This window comes from Neobacillus sp. KR4-4, from assembly GCF_042136325.1.
Classification (GTDB): Bacteria; Bacillota; Bacilli; order Bacillales; family Cytobacillaceae; genus Neobacillus.
Window position 1 is genome coordinate 137,986 of sequence record NZ_JBHHJU010000006.1, and the last position, 17,122, is coordinate 155,107.

Genomic DNA, 17,122 nt, shown 5'->3' on the forward strand with positions numbered 1-17,122 from the left:
TGGAGGAATAGGAATATTGGAAAAACCAACTGATAAGCGAATTGTACGGACAAAGCGATTGATTCGTGATGCTCTTACAGAGTTAATGGAGGAAAAAGGATTTGAAGGGATTACCGTCCGAGATTTAACACAAAAGGCAGAGATTAATCGTGGAACATTCTATCTACATTACCATGATAAATATGATTTATTGGAGCAAAGCGAAGCGGAGATCTTAACCGAAATTCAAAAAATCGCGCAAAAAATAAATCCCCTCGATTTCATGAACTTTAATCGGGCAGATGAACCTTTTCCTTTCATTATTACCCTTTTTGAACTTTTCCAAGAGAATTCAAGCTTCATGAAAGTAATACTAGGCCCTAATGGAGATGCATCATTTCAAGGAAAATTAAAAGATTTCATTAAACAAACCTTTTATCAAAGTATCATGTCAAAAATAAATACCGATCATTTGCTTGTCCCGGTGGATTATCTTTTCGCTTATGTCAGTTCCGCCCACCTCGGTGTGATTCAGCATTGGTTAGAAAGCGGGATGGAAAAATCTCCACGAGAAATAGCAATGATCCTTTCGCGTATCACATTTTTAGGACCGAGAAACGCTCTTGGTCTTAAACCAAATTTGACTGATGATTAACGTGCAATCTTTTTTCGAAAATAAATATACACTTTGTTGCCCTGTGACTGATAATCAACACATTGTTGTTTTTTGTTTATTGCTTATATCCACATGCGTTGTAAAATGAAATCATAATAGCCATCCTAGGAGGCATGATTGATGAATTCAACCATTAATGTAGAAAGCGTCAGTAAAAGTTTTGGAAAAAAGACCGTCTTAAATGAGGTCAACTTAACGATCGAAAAAGGGCAGTTATTCGGTTTGATTGGACCTTCTGGCGCCGGAAAGACCACCCTTGTCAAAATGATTGTTGGCATGGAAAAGGCGGATAAAGGTTCCATTCACGTGTTAAATAAAAAAATGCCGAACCTTTCCTTACTTCAAGACATTGGCTATATGGCCCAAGCAGATGCCTTGTATGGTGAATTAACAGGAGAGGAGAATCTAAAGTTTTTCGCTTCCCTATTTGGGTTGAATAAAGAAGCGCAGAAAAAACGGCTACAGTATGTCGCCAATTTAGTTAACCTCACCAATGACTTAAACAAAAGGGTAACAGCTTATTCTGGAGGGATGAAACGTCGTTTATCTTTGGCAATCGCACTAATTCAAGATCCAAAAATCTTAATCCTAGATGAGCCAACAGTCGGAATTGACCCCGAATTGAAATTGTCAATTTGGAAAGAATTCCTCCGCTTGAAAAATGATGAGCAAAAAACAATCATCGTCACTACCCATGTTATGGATGAAGCAGTGAAATGCGATTATGTCGCCATGGTTCGCGATGGACGGATTTTAACAAGCGGTACACCTAATGAATTAAAAGCGTTATACGATACCGATGATTTCGATGAGGTTTTCCTGAAGGCTGGGGTGAAACAATCATGAGAGTGTTCGCGTTAATTAAACGAATCTTCCGGCAGATGTTTCGGGATAAACGCACCTTAGCATTGTTGTTTGTGGCACCACTGCTCATTCTGACCTTAATGTACTTTTTATTTAACGGCAACACCGTCGATCCTAAATTAGGTGTCACAGGTGTGGATGATAATCTTGTCAGCGTATTGAAAAAGGCAGACATTCAAGTGGAACAGTATGAGAAAGTCAATTCTCAAACGGTAGTAAATGACGACCTTGATGGATTATTAGAACAAGAGAGTGGACGTTTGAAATTAACCTTGCAAAATAACGACCCGTCAAAAGCGAAAGGCTTGCAGATGAAAGTCAGCCAAGCGGTCGTGGCCCAAAGTCAAGCTAAGTTAATTCAGCAAAATCCGGCAACGGCGGGTTTGGTGCAGCCAAGCGTCGATATTGATTATGTATATGGAGATGCTGACACCGTCTTTTTTGATGTATTAAGCCCGATATTAGTTGGCTTCTTTGTTTTCTTTTTTGTCTTTATTATTTCTGGTATTGGTTTATTGCGTGAGCGGACAACGGGGACCTTGGAAAGGTTGATGTCCACGCCGATACGGAGATGGGAAATCGTTACCGCGTACTTGGTAGGCTATGGTATTTTTGCAGTCATCCAAACCATGATTGTGGTATTCTATTCTATTAATGTATTAGATATCGTTCTGGTCGGGTCGATTGGGAATGTGCTTCTCATCAATTTAATTCTCGCATTGGTTGCTCTCTCTCTTGGAATCCTTTTATCAACCTTCGCAGCTTCTGAGTTTCAGATGATTCAATTTATCCCAATCGCCGTGATTCCACAAATATTTTTCGCAGGAATCTTTCCGCTGGAAGGGATGGCCGATTGGTTACAGGCAGTTGCAAAGGTTATGCCGATGTACTATGCAGGGGACGCCCTTAAAGGTGTAATGTATAAAGGGCTAAGTTTTAGTGAGATAAGCGGTGACCTCTTGGCGTTACTCATCTTCGCAGCGATATTCATTGTGTTGAATATTTTCTCTTTGAAAAAATACCGAAAACTATAACAAAAATAAGGGGAGAGATGACCAGTAATCATCTCTCCCCTGTTCATTTTTAGCGGATTGTTTTTAATGCGCCGCTCCATTGGTTAACTTCATCAAGCATAGCATTTACATTTGTAAGGTGTAATTCAGCTGGTTTGAAAACACTGCCGTTTTCAAAGTCTGTGAATAATGACAAGGTTGGATGTGTACGAACATCCGCTACTTTTTGTTCTGCAAGAATGCCACGTAAATGTTCAGCAGCACGTGCTCCACCGGTTGAACCATAGCTAACAATACCTGCTGCCTTGTTATACCAAGCCTCACGTGCAAAGTCGATGGCGTTCTTTAATGCACCTGTAATACTGTGATTGTATTCTTGAACAATGAATACGAAGCCATCTAATTCCGCAAGTTTTGTATTCCATTGTGCGATTCCTGGTTCTGAACCGTCTGTTGTACCTAAGAATGGTAAATTAAAGTCTGCGATATCCACGATTTCATAGTTTGCATCGCCGCGTTTGTCAGCAATTCCTTTCACCCATTCCCCAACTTGCGGGCTAACCCGTCCTTGACGTGTGCTGCCTAAAATAATCCCAATGTTTAATTTTGTCATTGTTTTTTCCTCCTTTGTTGAATCACCAAATAGTCTACCTAAAAAACCCATCTTCAACACCACCTATAAAAAATTTTTTATATGAAAAATACGTAGTGTTCTGGAATAAACAAAACGCTTGTTTATAGGATTTTTTCCTACAAACATCCTTACCAAGATATTATTAATTAAAGTATTAATAAATCAAGTATTATTAATTAATATATCTTTAATTCAAAGTAATAGTATAATATTTATGGTTTCTTGTCAATCGAATTAACTTTAGATTTTACAAAGATATTATTAATTATTTCTAAACCTCATAAAAAAACCACTTAGCACAAATGGCTAAGTGGTTTTTGGTGTCAGGCACCAACATCATATTTACGATCGTCCTGTACAAAGAGGATGCCTAGTTCGTGGTGGTCGCCTTCGTATAGGGCGCGTTGGACGAAACGGATTTCTCCGTTTGTGTCGAGGACCTCTAGTTTACAATGGGCTCGGTTTTTTTGCAGTGCTTCGTAAAACACCTTTTCATCACGTACCAAGACGCCATTGGCTTTCGTAACCACTTCACCCACCTGTAAATCCATTTTACTTGCGGGTGACTCGGGAATAACCCCGATAATCATCAGGCCCTGATTCTTTTTGGAGAAATAAAACGGGAGATTATCATCCTTCATGCCAGCGAGTAAAATAATAAACTCACGGCCGAGAACAGCCAGAGCAGCGGTTACAATCGAACTGAGCGGGAACCAATAGCCTAGAACAGAAAGAATTGTCACAAACACTCCAAGGAGAATTACCCGGCGGCCATGAAGCTCAATCGCAATCTTAGGAAGCATTCCTTTGACCTGTTGATGAAACCCAATCGCAAATGGAACAAAAATCAGCGAGTACTCTTGGGCACCCAAATGGAAAACGGGCCACCAGTCAAAGGGAAGCTGCAGCGCATTACCTGGAATAAGTAAGAAGATTGGCAGCATCCAGAGACGCTTACCTTCATGTAAACCTACATTTTGACCGCGTTTGCTTTTAGCAAGTTTAGGGGATGTCCCAAAACTTCCATTTTTAAGGATGAGCATCCCTTCTGCGATTAGCATCAACCCAAGCATAACGACAATAGAAGGATAGATCTTGTCACTTAATGCCGCAAACGACTTCGAGAAAAGCGGGATCGACCAATGATTTTCCGCGATCAATATGATGGAGAAAAAGGCTGCCCCCATCGTGTAGGCAGGCGAAATCCAGCGGACATTTGTCGTGAGTGACCACAAAAATGTAAATCCAGCAATTAGCAGAATCGTTGCGAATGGAACCGTGATTCCTGCCGCAATAACAATTACTGAAATCACAAGACCTATTAAAATGCCTGGTGGAAATAACTGTCGAAGTTCGAAATAGGCATCATGTGCCCGAATATGGAAATTTTTCCGCTCACGTTTCACCCTCCTTACGCCTAAAATCGCTGCAAGGAAAACGAGATAGTATAAAACAGGATGAAGAAATAACTTGCCTGTCCCTTTCAGAAGTTCTACAAGCCATATTTGCACCAATTCCTGTCACCTGCCTCTATTAAAAATTTCTAGTAATCTATTATGGAAAAGTCTCCTAAAGAGTATTTTACCAAATTAACACCATAAAACATATTGCTAGTTTTTAGAAAATGATAATAATACTGTAGCAAAAAAAAAGCGCTGAAGCTGGATTCGGAGAACTAATTCCATTTATCACAATTAATTATATAATTTGATATACAAGAAAAACAGAGGCCTTAGCCCCTGCTTTAGTCTTTCGTTATTAATCGCAATGCAGTTTGTAACTGCAGATCGTTTTTCTCTTTTTTCATTTCCGCGATGGCTGCTTCTTCAAGTTTGGATGCGGTCTCTGGACCAATTTTTCCAGTTGGCTCCAGGTTTGCTTGGAGCTGGAATCCTTTAACGGCCATCGTCGTTTCCTTACTAAAATAACCATCCGTCCGGCCTGGGGCGAATCCTAAGCCAGCTAACACTTCTTGGGCATTCTTGACTTGCTCATTGTTCATATCCTCTTCCAATGTCTCTTCCACTTGAATCGGATGGGTGGAGAAAATCGCGGGTTGTTTAATGGCGACATCCGGTTTGATCCCTTTTTTATGAATCCAATTTCCATCTGGAGTCAGCCATTTAAATAACGTCAGCTTGATGTTACTTCCATCCCCCATCGGCACAGCCTGCTGAACGGTGCCTTTTCCGAAGGTAGTTTCTCCAACAAGTTGGTAACCAACCGCTTCTTGTAGGGAACCGGCAAGAATTTCGGATGCGGAGGCACTGCCTTTGTTAACAAGGACAACCACGGGATACTTCTTCTTCTCCGTAAGATTGGAGAAGTATCGTTTTTTATCGCCATTTCGCTGCTCAATTTGGACATATGGCTTATTCTCCGGGACAAATTCCTTTAATATCTCGCCAACACTATCAAGGAGGCCGCCGGGGTTTCCTCGTACATCAATAACCAATCCTTTAATATGATCGTTTTCTAAGGCGGTTAATTCCTTTTCAAAATCAGCAGCTGTATCCTCTGAAAAAGAAGTTAGTTCGATATAGCCAATTTTTTGGCCATCATGTTCCTTAATAGATGCATGGACCGTTTCAAGAGGAATTTCATCACGTGTGACATCAATGGACAATGGATCTTTCAACCCTTTTCTCGCAATTAATAATTGAACCTTCGTCCCTTTTTTCCCGCGAATCTTGAGGGTTGCCTTATTCAAGTCCAGCCCTTCCACACTTTTTCCATCGACCTTTAAAATTTGATCATTTGGCTTAATGCCTGCTTTTTCAGCAGGAGAACCTTTGAACGGAGAGACGATCACAATTTTCCCATCGACCTTGCCGACCTCAGCCCCGATTCCTTCGAATGAGGATTCCAACGTTTGAGTGAATTGTTGGGCAGTCTCCTTGTCCATATAGACAGAGTACGGATCTTTAAGGACAGATAACATCCCTTGAATCGCACCTTCTACCAACTTTTCCTGATCTACTTTTTCAACATACCTGCTTGAAATAAGATCATAGGCATTCTCCACTTTTTCTAGGTCTCCAACCTTTTCCGCCGAACTAACCCCATTATCATTCGGGGTTTTCACTAGGTCGAGTTGATTACTGCCATCTTTATGATTTAATAACTGCATGCCTGCGTATGTGCCCCCCGCCCCTGTCAGGAGCGAACCCGTCATCAATAAGGCAATCCATCTACGATTCATTTCAGGTCCTCCTCAAGTTAAAAATGCTTGTCCTATCTATTTTTCTAAAAAGGCACCAAATTCCTGCCCGATTATTTACATATATGTAAAGAGTGGACGAGATATGATGATTGAAAGGTATAAAAAAAAGAAGAAGCCCGAGGCTTCTCCAATTATTATGGTAATGGAACAATGCCGACAGGATTGATGGCATAACGTTTATCCTGTGTCCATGGTCCTTTATGAAGTTCAAAATGCAAATGCTGCCCTCTTGAGGCACCAGTATTTCCCATCAGACCAATCTTTTGGCCCTTTTTCACACTTGCCCCGCTGCCAACATAACGCTGGGTCATATGAGCATAAACAGTTGTATACACTTGTCCATTAATCGAGTGTGAAACAAAAATACAATTTCCATACGTGCTAGAATAATAGGATCTAATCACCACGCCATTGGCCGCCGCAACGATTGGCACCTTCGTTCCATTGGCAATATCGACACCATAGTGATTCCCATCCCCACGGCCGCCAAAACCAGAACTACGATATCCAGAAGCCGGCTGGGTCCAAACTCCGCTCGTAACATTAGGTGTGCTGTCAGATTTAGGACCACTATCATTTCCACTGTTTGAGTTTGTGGTTCTGCTTCTTTTCGCTTCTTCTGCTGCTCTAGCTTGAGCTTCTTTTTCCATTTGAATGGCCTTTTGAATCGCGGCCTCTTGAGCAGCAAGAAGTTGCTCCTCTTCTTTCAATTCCATCATGCCCTCATGGACTTCTTCTTCCTGGTCTTTAAGGCTTGCTAACATTTTATCTTTTTCTTTCTTTTGTACATTTAATTGCTGATTCATAGTTTTTAAATCTGCTAACATCTGCTCAAGGCTAGCTAGATCTTTTTCTACCTTTGCTTGTTTCTGTGCGAGTTCCTGTTTATCGGCCTCATGCTGCTTAATAATTTCTTGGTCAGCCTGCACGATCGTGGCAACTGCATTGGCCCTGTCAATGAAATCGCTAAAGCTGGTGGATCCCATTAACACATCTAAATAATTGACCATCCCGCCATTTTCCTGATAACTGCGGGCCCTGTCCTTCAAAAGGACATTTCGCTTATTAATTCGCTCTTTAATCACCTTTGTTTCCGCTTGAAGTTTCGAAACCTCCGCTTGTGTATCTGTTATCTTTTTGGATTTATCGGCGATTTTTGTGGTTGTATCTTCAATCGCAAAGTCAAGGCGTTTCATTTCACTCTTTACGTCAGCCTGCTGATCTTTTAAGGTGTTGATCTTATCATTCGCTTGATTGATACCTGATTGTAAATTAGAACGTTTCTCGTGTATTTTATTTTGTTCACCTTTTAGACTAGAGATTGATGCAGCTTCTGTTTTAACAGAAACTCCGCCAAATATTGTTCCTAGTCCGACCGCTAGTGCAGCGGTGATGGTGATTACTGATTTTTTCATTTCCGATTTCTCCTCCTACCTCTCTATGTACAGGTAAATTCATGTTTACCTGATTATGACGAATGCTGCTGCACGGCACATTTTGAAGGACTCATGCGTCTATCCTAGTTATAGGTCGGATAACAGTAAATCAGGAAGGATACTGGTACCATCCTTCCTGAACTGGATTATACTTTTAAGAATTTACGAACAGACATTAAACTTCCCCAAATTCCTATCAGAGCACCCATAAGAATAAGAATGCCGGAAACTTGATACATGAATGGATCAAATGGGAGTACTTTAATGAAAGTTCCTTCAAGCCGCGGACCAATATAATCATAAGCACGATAGTAGGCAATGGAAATTAGGATAATTGGTAAAATTGATCCGATTACACCCAGCCATAGTCCTTCTAAGAAGAACGGCCAACGGATGAACGTATTTGTTGCACCTACTAACCTCATAATCTTAATTTCTCTACGTCTTGCAATAATTGTAATTTTAATTGTATTCGAGATTAAGAAAATAGCCGTGAAGAATAAGCCGATAATTAATACAATTCCGACGTTGCGGCTTGCTTTAATAAACTTGAATAATTTCTCCACCTTGCCCTGACCATATTTGACTTTGGCAACATAAGTAGAGTTTTGGATTTGTTTTGCTACTTGCATCGTATCTGTCGGTTTTTTCGTCTTTACAATATAGACATCGTTTAAAGGATTATCCTGTTCAAAAAGTTTAAAGGACTTTCCTTCCTCCCCAAGACTATTTACTAAATTGTCTAGTTCCTGCTGTTTCGAGGAGAAGGTGACACTTTTTACTTCAGGTATACTTTCAATCTCAGTTTTAAGTTTTTGCTGATCTTGAGCGTTTGCAGCGACATCAATATGAACGCGAATTGACACGTCATCTTCTATCGTTTCTGCTACTCTATTAAGATTCATCATAATAACGAAAAAGACACCAACTAAAATCAGGGTAACAGTAACAGCACTTACCGATGCAAAAGTCATCCAGCCATTTCTACTGATATTCTTTAAGCTATCTCGTGAGTGACGGCCAATGGTTCTAATTTTCATAACCGTATTCACCTCTTTCATCATCACGCACGATTTTACCGCCTTCAATGGCAATTACTCGTTGCTGTAATGTATTAACAATCTCTCGGTTATGGGTTGCCATAACGATCGTCGTTCCTCTTGAATTAATCTCTTCAAATATTTTCATAATTTCCCATGATGTTTCAGGGTCAAGGTTTCCGGTAGGCTCATCCGCAATCACGACTTTCGGGGAATTGACAATCGAACGAGCTATCGAAACACGCTGCTGTTCTCCGCCTGAAAGCTCGGACGGCAGCATTTTTATTTTATGCTTTAAGTTAACAAGATCAAGAACTTCCATCACTCGTTTTTTGATTACTTTCGGCTGGGCTTCGATTACCTCTAAGGCAAAGGCAACATTTTCATAAACAGTTAATCTCGGAAGCAGCTTAAAATCCTGAAAAACAACGCCAAGATTCCGTCTGAAAATCGGGACCTTTTTCATTTTTAATTTGGCCAAGTTCACACCATTCATAGTGATGGTCCCAGAAGTCGGAACTTCCTCACGATACATCATTTTAATAAATGTCGATTTTCCGGCACCACTTGGTCCAACAACATAGACAAATTCGCCCTGGTTGATCCGAACGTCTATCCCATTTATGGCCGAAACTCCATTTGGGTACTTTTTATAAACATCTTGTAGTTCTATCATTTTTATCACCTTTATTAAAGACATCTCGAATTTTTCGACAATTATCTTTTTTATTTGCAAAATGGACTCGGATAACAAAAAAATATGTGCATAATTTCGCATATTTCTATTATAACATCATAAATTGTTAAAAAAAGCGGTAAAAATATTACAGTTTCTTTTCAAAGAATTACAAAACCCGACAAATTTCTCATTTAGGGTAAAATAAAAAACGTCCTGTTTTTTCAAAACAGAACGCTTCCCGAGTCTATTATTTTTTCGCTGCAAGCCATTCAGCAACTTTGTTTGCATCATCGCCAGTTATTACTTTTGCAGGCATTTGCCCTTTACCATTCTTAATAATATTCAATATTTCGTCCTTAGAATACTTTGAGCCAACCTTGGTAAGATTTGGTCCCATACCACCTGTTAGATCGCCGCCATGACAGCTGGAGCATTTCTGATCAAAAATCTTCGCTGCTTCATCACTGCTTGCTGTTTCAGTTCCAGTGTCTTTATCTGTGTCTTTACTTGTGTCTTTATCTCCGCCTCCACAGGCAGCCAGACCCATTACTAATGCAGTTCCCATCAAAAATGTAAGCAATTTCTTTTTCACGTTGTTACCCCCTTCAGAAAATATTACCATCATTGCCCTATTATACCAATCCTATGGCCGTTTGAAACCCTCACCAAGCACTTCAGCAGCATCCATAACAACGACAAATGCAGATGGATCAAGTGCTCTGACCAATTGTTTCAATTTTGTGAACTCTGATTGATCAACCACGCACATTAGAACTGGTCGTTCATGGTCAGTAAAACCACCATATGCTGATAGTTTTGTCACACCACGGTCAATTTTATTCAAGATTCCCTCACGAACTTCTTCTTGTTTACCCGTAATAATCATTGTCATTTTTGATCGGCCGAAACCGACCTGAATTAGATCGATTGTTTTGCTTGTTACATAAAGAGCAATCAATGCATACAATCCTTTTTCAATATCAAATACAATCGCAGCAGCAAGCACAATTAAACCATCGATTATGACGACGCATCGTCCTAGAGAAAAACCTGTATATTTATGAATAATTTGCGCTGCCAGGTCCGTTCCGCCTGTCGATGCTCTTCCTCTGAAGACGATGCCCAGTCCAAGTCCGACACCAATTCCCCCAAACAAAGCCCCAAGGAGGGCATCATTTGTCCAAGGATCTAAATTCCTTGTAAAAAAAACGACTAATGGTAAAAAAATCGTTCCCGCAAGGGTTTTCACACCAAACTGCTTTCCCAATAAAACTACACCAGCTATAAATAAGGGGATATTAAAAGCCCACTGAACATAGGCCGGCTCCCACCCGAGCACTGCTTTTAGAATCGTACTAATACCGCTTACTCCACCTGAGGCTACTTGGTTGGGAAGTAAGAAAACATTAAAGGTTAATGCAATGATTGCGGCACCAATTAATACAAATAGATAATCGATAGCTATTCTCGTTTTAGGATAGGTAAGTGTTAAATTGCTTAAGATATTCATAAAGCTATTCTCCTCAAAATTTATATACTTTCTATTAACCGAAAGTGAGTATAGCATGGGTAAATATTGGTGTAAATGGCAGTAAGTTGACGTGGTAAAGGATTAAATTTTTCTCTTAGCATTTGCCAGTAAAGCGGTTTTTATAAGGATTGTTCTCTTGGCTAGGTTAGGGATGGTTTTGCTAAAAAAAAAATCAATTAATGTTATAATATGTTGAATAGGAGGTGAGCATAATGGAGCAGTTGTTAATGCAAATGATGGAACAAATGAACCATCAGTTCGAAAAGATTGATAAGCGGTTTGAACAAATGGATCAGCGGTTTGATAAAATCGAATCTAGGCTTGATACCATGGATCAGCGGTTTGATAAAATCGAATCTAGACTTGATACTATGGATCAGCGGTTTGATAAAATCGAATCTAGACTTGATACTATGGATCAGCGGTTTGATAAAATCGAATCTAGACTTGATACTATGGATCAGCGGTTCAATGCGGTGGATGAACAATTTATTGGTGTAAACCATCGATTAGATAAAGTGGAGGAAAGTATTCACTCACTCGAGCAAACCGTTAACAATAATGCAACAGAATTTAGAAGTTTTTTTAGACACATCGATAACAAATTGGAAAATCATGATAAGATGTTTGAAATGCTCTCTGCGGAAGTGTAACTTCAAAATGTAGAGTAATCTACTTATCCTCAACGTAACGATCAAGCACTCCTCACCTAGACGGCAAATAGTTCCCAAAAAATAAGCCTTTGCCGAATTAGTCGGCAAAGGCTATAAATATGTCCAATTTATGAAATTCTTGATCTGAGATACGCATTAATAAACTGGTCCAAATCCCCGTCCATAACTGCCTGAACGTTCCCGCTTTCTGTGCTGGTTCTGTGATCTTTCACCATCGAATATGGATGGAAAACGTAAGAACGAATTTGACTTCCCCAGCCGATTTCTTTTTGTTCGCCTCGTATTTCCAAAAGCTCTTGTTCTTGTTTCTCAATTTCCAATTGATACAGCTTGGCCTTTAGCATTTTCAGGGCTGCCTCGCGGTTTTTAATTTGTGAACGTTCCGCTTGACATGTAACCACTACACCTGTTGGCAAGTGGGTAATCCGGATGGCCGAATCGGTCGTGTTAATATGCTGTCCGCCCGCACCTGTCGCCCGATAGGTATCGATTTTTAAATCTTCTGTCCGGACTTCTATTTGAATGTCATCATTGAGTTCAGGCATGACTTCACAGGAAACGAAAGACGTATGACGACGGCCTGAGGAATCGAATGGAGAAATCCTTACCAGACGGTGGACCCCTTTTTCCGCTTTTAAATAGCCGTACGCATTATGCCCCTTAATCGCGAGCGTAACACTCTTAATCCCCGCTTCATCTCCGGGCAAGTAATCAAGGGTTTCAACCTTAAAGCCCTTTTTCTCCGCCCAGCGAGTATACATCCGCAGCAGCATCGAGCCCCAGTCCTGTGATTCCGTACCGCCCGCACCCGGGTGAAGTTCCAGTATGGCATTATTTTTGTCATACTCCTCACTAAGAAGAAGCTGTAGTTCAAATTGACTCAAACGCGCTGTTAACTGCCCGAGTTCCTCTTCCAACTCTCCACGCAATTCTTCATCATTTTCTTCTTTGACAAGTTCATAGGTCAATTCTAAATTTTCAAAGCTGCTATTTAGATCATAAAATTCATTGACCTGATCCTTTAATCCATTTGCCTCACTAATGACGGTTTGTGCAGCCTGCTGATCGTTCCAAAAATCAGGTTGAAGCATCTCATCATCTAATTCAGCAATTCTTGCTTCTTTATTCTCAAGGTCAAAGAGACCCCCTAAAGTCCGCTAATTTCTTAGCTGATTTTTCAAGTTCATTACGAATTTCTGCTAATTCCATTGTCTTCACCTCTATAAAAATTACCTATATCGTATTTTATTCCGAAATCAATGTTCAGTTCCTTAACTATTATAGCGTGATATACGACTAAATTTCAAAGTTTGGTCGTTAAAAAGTTTATGCCTTTGAAGATTGTTGGGTTGTCATAATGGTTGAAAAAACAAAAGTAAAAAACGAGCGGAGTGTCCGCTCGTCTCAGACTGTCGACAAATCCGAAGGATTTCGGGTTTTAAATCGACAGTCTTTTTGTTTGGCTACATTAAACTAGTCTGTTGATTTCCGTTCCAGGCGGCTTCGCTTTCCGCGGGCGTGCCGGGGAGCCTCCTCGCCGCTTTCAGCGTCTGCGGGGTCTCCCCTGTCCCGTACTCCCGCAGGAGTCTTCGCCGCCTTCCACTCCAATCAACAGGGTTATAAAATCATTAATGATCTTTAAAGCATGGTATGTTTGGACAACCTTAAGAGGCCTAAAAAAATTGTCCACGCACGCGATGCTTACTTTTGCGCCATGAATTTGAAAAAGATGGCCAACTGGACATGGAAAAGTCCAGAAATGGCCTAGATATAGGTATAGGAAAGGTCAAAATTTTGCTCTTACGAGCAAAAAACTATAAAAAGGCATTCGATTATGCTCATCGAATGCCGTTTGTCTACAATATGAAACGAGCGGAGTGTCCGCTCGTTTTTTTATGGAGTTATCCTTTTAGGTGCATGTGCTGTTTCCATAAAGGATTGACTATCACTGTGACATTCAGCGCAAGTTTTTTGGCTTTCTCGATCATGACCGTCATTGGCTGGATTAATTGGATCACCCGTTTCTTTATCGTATATGGCTTTACCTTGTTTACCATAAAGATCTGTTTTGCCATTGTGACAAGATAGACAAAATTTTCGTTGAGCATCTGCATCCCAATTAGTTGTGGATTTACTAAACCAATTATCATCAAGCTGATCACTTTCAGGCTTTTGGCCACTTAGTTTGGTATTTCCTAGCTCTGGTCTTAACATCTTAATATTGGTTGCTCCATGTGTCTCGTGGCACTCGGCACATGGAAACTGCCCATTTAACGAGATACCACTCTCCGTTTGTGCCTGAAGATTATGACCCGATTGGCTTTTAAGGGTTCCATCACTATAATACTTTTCAATATTTGTCTTTTTTCCATTCCCATGGCAGCTGAAGCATAAGGAGTAGTCACTTAGAGCACCAGTAGCTGTACCTGCTTTTTTATAATTATAATAAGGATCCGTCCCTTCCTTAGGGTGCAGGCTGTTTGGATTTTGTTTCGTCCCTGGATTATGTGGATCATGACAACTAGAACAACTTACAGTAGAACCTGTATAGTGTTTACTATGACTGTTATTGTCTTCTATCTTTGGTGAGCCTGTTCCATCATGACAAGCCATACACATATCGTTTTCAGTAGAACCCTTTCCCCCCTTTAGAAGGAGCTCATCTTTTCCATTATGGGTACTATGGCAAAAGGAACATGCACTGGTTACCACCGAAAACGGTCCGTGTATAGAATCATTATCAATTGTTTCATCTGCTGCCCGGTCGACCTGAAATTCAGTATTTTTATAATCACTAACAGTAGTGAATTTAAGGAATCGAGGAATAATTACCTTCTCTGTTTCAGTTGAGAATTTCGGATTGAGATATACATCATATGTAGTACCGGGATTAAAGTTTAGATCAGGTGTAAATGTATAAACATAGGATTTGAGATTATCTGTTAATAAAGTTGTTGCAATTAAATCCTCGTCTCCTTTAATATCTCCAAAAGATGTTAACAATGGTTGTGTTTTAGTTAATGGTTCGGTACTCCTTACATCTACTAATATTACATAATTCAAGGGTACTCGAGTCATATCCTCTACAGGAAGAAAACTGCTGGGTACACTCTTCCCAGGTTCATATTGATCGGCCGCATTTTTTGGAATAAGATACATTTTGTACATATATGGCCTTGCGCCTTCCTCTTCAATGGCTGCCTGGGATGTATTTGTTTTTTCGGTGGATGCAGAACTCTCATCAGTTGTTGGCTTTGCTTCCTCAGTAGAAGTAACTGGGTTGTCAGATACATGTTCTGTCGTTTCAGGAGTATCTTCTGTTGTTACTATTACAGGAGTATCTTCGTTTGTCACTGTCCCTTCGGACTTAACAGTAATGGTATGCTCTGCCTTAGCGCTTACCCCATCCTCATCTGTGACGACGAATGTAACGGCATGTACTCCCTCACTAAAATCTTTTGAGTATAAGAAGTCTGCAGCGGTCCCGTTCGGAATCATCGATAGTTTCCCTTCACCCGTAATATCAATAGGCTGCTGTGAATCCTCCGGCTGTTCAAAAACCTTGACAGTGAGTTTATCTGCAGATGTTAGATCATCCGAAATAGTTCCAGTAAATTCAACTAGTGGAGCATTTAACAAAGTGCCCTCATTGGGAGTTAATATCTGGATTTCAGGAACAGCTGAAGCTGATACAACAATGTTATCAGGAGAACTAAAAAGGAGGGAACTATGAACAACGCTCCAAATAACAAGGTATGCGATAAGCTTTCGTTTGTAGTTCTTCCTTTTCATACTATTCATCCTTTACTTTTCGTAAATTAGATATAAACCTTATATCTATTATATCAACTGATTTAACATTAATTTTCATAGGTAAATTAAATATTTTTGACAATTTCTTCACGCGGGTGCAATAATAAAACAAGGTAACAATAGTGATATTGCCACCTTGTTTACTTTTAAATCTTTACTGTAAAACCTAGTGAAGTCTAACAAATAGTGGGGCTATTTGTTAGCTTTTTTTATTATTTAATTAAGTTTTTACCTGAGTAATCTCCACCAGGTACTAAGTAGTTTTTATAATCTGTAGTATTTGGATAGTTTGTTGTTCCAGGTGTATTGGCGATTTGGTGTGTAGATTGGTGACAAGCCCAACATACAGACATGTTTGTGAATCTCTTTAAGGATGAGCCTTTTGGACTTACTTCTTTCATATAAGCCTTCGCTGTTGCTTCAGTCCAGCCTTTTCCACCATCTGCAACTGGTTTTTGTAAATCTTCAATTGTTTTACCTGCTGTGTCTCTTAATGTTGTAATATCAGTACCGTGAGCAAAGTGACAAGCTGTACAGCTGCGGCCTTGCTTCGTACTGTTTGTTGTATGTGTGAATAGCTCATGACCTTGAGTGGTTTTCATTTCTCTCGGTCCATTTTCTCTATTCTTTAAGTAGTCATCATGACAGCTTGCACAGAATTCTGAGTAATTTAATTTGTAGTCATACACCTGTGCTTGGGTTAATCCGTCAGCTGGTTTATTATAAATACCATTTGATTTGTAAATTTTTAACCCAGACATAGTACTGCTATTGTTGATGTCTGCATATGCAGGATCTTCTACTAAATTAAGCTTAATTGCTTTTTGTCCCACTGGAATTTTATTCAATTTAGTAATAGTTTCAGTATATCCAACGATGGTAACATTATAGTTGTTACCATATTGCTTTCCTGCGACAGTTTCATTTAATAAACGGTCGTTCGCAGATCCATGTGGATTATGACAGCTTGAGCATTCAAAAGTAGCAGTAGATGTATTAGCTAATGCACCAGGAGCTGCTTTTACTTCTAAATCTGAATCAACATTATGCATAGAGGCATTCATTTCGTGAGAGTCAATTACACCTGCTTCACTAGCAACTTTAACGTTATAGAAGCCCATTGTACCATCATGACATGACATACACAGTTCTTTTTCGCCGCTCTTCATTAACAGCATTTCATCTTCCCCGTTGTGGGTACTGTGACAGTTCGCACAGGAATTAGTGTTGTTTTGGAAATTACCATGTGTTTTGTGTGTGTTGGTATTTCCAGCGTTATCAACGTCCCCAACATGAATCCCAGGAGCTGGGTTTGTTGAAGTGGGGGTGAATTCTGCTGCAGTTGCAAACGCACCAAACATGCTCACTAATACAAGCACTAAAAATGCAGACAAACTAAATTTCAACTTACTCATTCTAAAAAACCTCCCATAAATCTTCTGTCTCTTTCTCTCTTTTTTTCATAGGTTAATAATGATAAGTTTTTTCTTTTTTCTATATCACCCCCTTAAAAAGACTCATAATTTTGAGTTTCATAGTCATATAAAAAAGCATATATTA

General features: G+C 39.8%; 15 protein-coding genes and 1 pseudogene. 5 read left to right on the forward strand and 11 right to left on the reverse strand.

The features are described 5' to 3' along the window. Positions 1-16 precede the first annotated feature (16 nt). From ACE198_RS08805 to ACE198_RS08815, 3 genes are all read left to right on the forward strand, one after another. Complete coding sequence (locus tag ACE198_RS08805; RefSeq protein ID WP_375375253.1) at positions 17-634, forward strand: TetR/AcrR family transcriptional regulator; 618 nt, start codon at positions 17-19, stop codon at positions 632-634. 141 nt (positions 635-775) lie between these two features. After that, entirely contained in the window at positions 776-1,501 is a 726-nt protein-coding gene (locus ACE198_RS08810) for an ABC transporter ATP-binding protein (RefSeq protein ID WP_375375254.1), read from the forward strand. Beyond that, positions 1,498-2,553 (forward strand): ABC transporter permease, encoded by a 1,056-nt coding sequence (locus ACE198_RS08815; protein WP_375375255.1) that lies wholly within the window; start codon positions 1,498-1,500, stop codon positions 2,551-2,553. The genes ACE198_RS08810 and ACE198_RS08815 overlap by 4 nt, the downstream gene beginning before the upstream one ends. Before the next feature lie 49 nt (positions 2,554-2,602). Here the strand turns inward: ACE198_RS08815 and ACE198_RS08820 are convergent, their stop codons facing one another. The 8 genes from ACE198_RS08820 to ACE198_RS08855 form a co-directional block, all read right to left on the reverse strand. Continuing rightward, entirely contained in the window at positions 2,603-3,196 is a 594-nt protein-coding gene (locus ACE198_RS08820; RefSeq protein ID WP_098572283.1) for an NADPH-dependent FMN reductase, read from the reverse strand. Positions 3,197-3,489: 293 nt separating this feature from the next. After that, positions 3,490-4,680 carry a PDZ domain-containing protein gene (locus ACE198_RS08825; protein ID WP_375375256.1) on the reverse strand — a complete coding sequence of 397 codons (1,191 nt, stop codon included), beginning with the start codon at positions 4,678-4,680 and terminating at the stop codon, positions 3,490-3,492. 230 nt (positions 4,681-4,910) lie between these two features. Continuing rightward, positions 4,911-6,368, reverse strand: a complete 1,458-nt coding sequence (locus ACE198_RS08830; protein ID WP_375375257.1) for a S41 family peptidase — start codon at positions 6,366-6,368, stop codon at positions 4,911-4,913. A 155-nt stretch (positions 6,369-6,523) separates the two neighbouring features. Continuing rightward, complete coding sequence (locus ACE198_RS08835; protein WP_375375258.1) at positions 6,524-7,804, reverse strand: murein hydrolase activator EnvC family protein; 1,281 nt, start codon at positions 7,802-7,804, stop codon at positions 6,524-6,526. A gap of 167 nt (positions 7,805-7,971) precedes the next feature. Further along, positions 7,972-8,865, reverse strand: coding sequence for a permease-like cell division protein FtsX (ftsX, locus tag ACE198_RS08840; protein WP_098572279.1), 894 nt, complete (start codon positions 8,863-8,865; stop codon positions 7,972-7,974). Next, positions 8,855-9,541 (reverse strand): cell division ATP-binding protein FtsE, encoded by a 687-nt coding sequence (ftsE, locus tag ACE198_RS08845; RefSeq protein WP_098572278.1) that lies wholly within the window; start codon positions 9,539-9,541, stop codon positions 8,855-8,857. Before ftsE ends, ftsX begins: the two co-directional genes overlap by 11 nt. A 250-nt stretch (positions 9,542-9,791) precedes the next feature. Beyond that, on the reverse strand, positions 9,792-10,136 hold the full coding sequence (gene cccB / locus ACE198_RS08850) for a cytochrome c551 (protein ID WP_218936502.1): 345 nt from the start codon (positions 10,134-10,136) through the stop codon (positions 9,792-9,794). 51 nt (positions 10,137-10,187) lie between these two features. After that, complete coding sequence (locus ACE198_RS08855; RefSeq protein WP_098572276.1) at positions 10,188-11,054, reverse strand: YitT family protein; 867 nt, start codon at positions 11,052-11,054, stop codon at positions 10,188-10,190. Between the two features lie 233 nt (positions 11,055-11,287). On the opposite strand from ACE198_RS08855, the gene ACE198_RS08860 reads away from it, so the two are divergent. Next, a complete protein-coding gene (locus ACE198_RS08860; protein ID WP_375375259.1) occupies positions 11,288-11,728 on the forward strand; it encodes a hypothetical protein in 441 nt (146 codons plus the stop codon). Between the two features lie 128 nt (positions 11,729-11,856). Here the strand turns inward: ACE198_RS08860 and prfB are convergent. Then, positions 11,857-12,958 (reverse strand): peptide chain release factor 2 gene (gene prfB / locus ACE198_RS08865; protein ID WP_098572275.1). Its coding sequence is split into 2 segments (ribosomal slippage): positions 11,857-12,885 and positions 12,887-12,958, totalling 1,101 coding nucleotides; the frame shifts between segments, so codons are not numbered across the junction. A gap of 432 nt (positions 12,959-13,390) precedes the next feature. On the opposite strand from prfB, the pseudogene ACE198_RS28025 reads away from it, so the two are divergent. Next, positions 13,391-13,517, forward strand: a pseudogene (locus tag ACE198_RS28025) (transposase); the annotation flags it as partial. A gap of 125 nt (positions 13,518-13,642) precedes the next feature. On the opposite strand, the gene ACE198_RS08870 reads toward ACE198_RS28025, so the two are convergent. Together ACE198_RS08870 and ACE198_RS08875 are read right to left on the reverse strand one after the other, a co-directional pair. Further along, complete coding sequence (locus ACE198_RS08870; protein WP_375375260.1) at positions 13,643-15,541, reverse strand: cytochrome c3 family protein; 1,899 nt, start codon at positions 15,539-15,541, stop codon at positions 13,643-13,645. A gap of 233 nt (positions 15,542-15,774) precedes the next feature. After that, complete coding sequence (locus tag ACE198_RS08875) at positions 15,775-16,977, reverse strand: cytochrome c3 family protein (RefSeq protein ID WP_251458214.1); 1,203 nt, start codon at positions 16,975-16,977, stop codon at positions 15,775-15,777. Positions 16,978-17,122 lie beyond the last annotated feature (145 nt).

Coding starts and splice junctions, on each gene's coding strand:
- ACE198_RS08810 (WP_375375254.1), top strand. CDS start 776: ATGAATTCAACCATTAATGTAGAAAGCGTCAGTAAAAGTTTTGGAAAA.
- ACE198_RS08815 (WP_375375255.1), top strand. CDS start 1,498: ATGAGAGTGTTCGCGTTAATTAAACGAATCTTCCGGCAGATGTTTCGG.
- ACE198_RS08820 (WP_098572283.1), bottom strand. CDS start 3,196: ATGGGTTTTTTAGGTAGACTATTTGGTGATTCAACAAAGGAGGAAAAA.
- ACE198_RS08830 (WP_375375257.1), bottom strand. CDS start 6,368: ATGAATCGTAGATGGATTGCCTTATTGATGACGGGTTCGCTCCTGACA.
- ACE198_RS08835 (WP_375375258.1), bottom strand. CDS start 7,804: ATGAAAAAATCAGTAATCACCATCACCGCTGCACTAGCGGTCGGACTA.
- ftsX (WP_098572279.1), bottom strand. CDS start 8,865: ATGAAAATTAGAACCATTGGCCGTCACTCACGAGATAGCTTAAAGAAT.
- ftsE (WP_098572278.1), bottom strand. CDS start 9,541: ATGATAGAACTACAAGATGTTTATAAAAAGTACCCAAATGGAGTTTCG.
- ACE198_RS08855 (WP_098572276.1), bottom strand. CDS start 11,054: ATGAATATCTTAAGCAATTTAACACTTACCTATCCTAAAACGAGAATA.
- ACE198_RS08860 (WP_375375259.1), top strand. CDS start 11,288: ATGGAGCAGTTGTTAATGCAAATGATGGAACAAATGAACCATCAGTTC.
- ACE198_RS08870 (WP_375375260.1), bottom strand. CDS start 15,541: ATGAAAAGGAAGAACTACAAACGAAAGCTTATCGCATACCTTGTTATT.
- ACE198_RS08875 (WP_251458214.1), bottom strand. CDS start 16,977: ATGAGTAAGTTGAAATTTAGTTTGTCTGCATTTTTAGTGCTTGTATTA.